This window comes from Alkanindiges illinoisensis (assembly GCF_004377485.1).
GTDB classification, from domain to species: domain Bacteria; phylum Pseudomonadota; class Gammaproteobacteria; order Pseudomonadales; family Moraxellaceae; genus Alkanindiges; species Alkanindiges illinoisensis_A.
This window is the reverse complement of sequence record NZ_SNTY01000084.1, coordinates 1-849: the sequence shown is the minus strand read 5'-3', so window position 1 is coordinate 849 and position 849 is coordinate 1. Positions and strand designations below refer to the sequence as shown.

The following is an 849-nucleotide window of genomic DNA, read 5'->3' as shown; positions in this document are numbered from 1 at the left end:
GTGGAGTCTAGGAGAGTCGAACTCCTGACCTCCTGCGTGCAAAGCAGGCGCTCTACCAACTAAGCTAAGACCCCTCGATCTTGCAACAGTCACTCCATTGTCCATTTTAGCTTATGTCTCATTTAGAAAATCACAGATTTTCTCTTGCACTCGGGCAACAATAATCAATTGTTGCTAGTCCTCGTTCAAATGGTGGGCCTGACAAGACTTGAACTTGTGACCCCACGCTTATCAAGCGTGTGCTCTAACCAACTGAGCTACAAGCCCTGAGATAGATTTAAAGCATCGCTTTAAATCTATCGCAAGACAAGCAAAGCGCGTAGGCTTTAATCCGTCATGCAATCCACTTAAAACAACCACTTTAAACATAAAGCAATGTCAATGCAGTTTCTGCTTTTGTAAAGAACAACTTGTTGTGGATTCTTACCAGTTCCGGCAATATCGTTAAGGAGGTGATCCAGCCGCAGGTTCCCCTACGGCTACCTTGTTACGACTTCACCCCAGTCATCGGCCACACCGTGGTAAGCGTCCCCCCTAAGGTTAGACTACCTACTTCTGGTGCAACAAACTCCCATGGTGTGACGGGCGGTGTGTACAAGGCCCGGGAACGTATTCACCGCGGCATTCTGATCCGCGATTACTAGCGATTCCGACTTCATGGAGTCGAGTTGCAGACTCCAATCCGGACTACGATCGGCTTTTTGAGATTAGCATCACATCGCTGTGTAGCAACCCTTTGTACCGACCATTGTAGCACGTGTGTAGCCCTGGTCGTAAGGGCCATGATGACTTGACGTCGTCCCCGCCTTCCTCCAGTTTGTCACTGGCAGTATCCTTAGAGTTCCCACC

General features: G+C 48.9%; 2 tRNA genes and 1 rRNA gene. All 3 read right to left on the bottom strand.

From position 1 onward, the window contains the following. Position 1: 1 nt before the first annotated feature. Positions 2 to 74 (bottom strand) — tRNA-Ala (locus tag E2B99_RS13425). 116 nt (positions 75 to 190) lie between these two features. Then, positions 191 to 267, bottom strand: a tRNA-Ile gene (locus E2B99_RS13420). A 178-nt stretch (positions 268 to 445) separates the two neighbouring features. Next, a 16S ribosomal RNA gene (locus E2B99_RS13415) occupies positions 446 to 849 on the bottom strand; the annotation flags it as partial.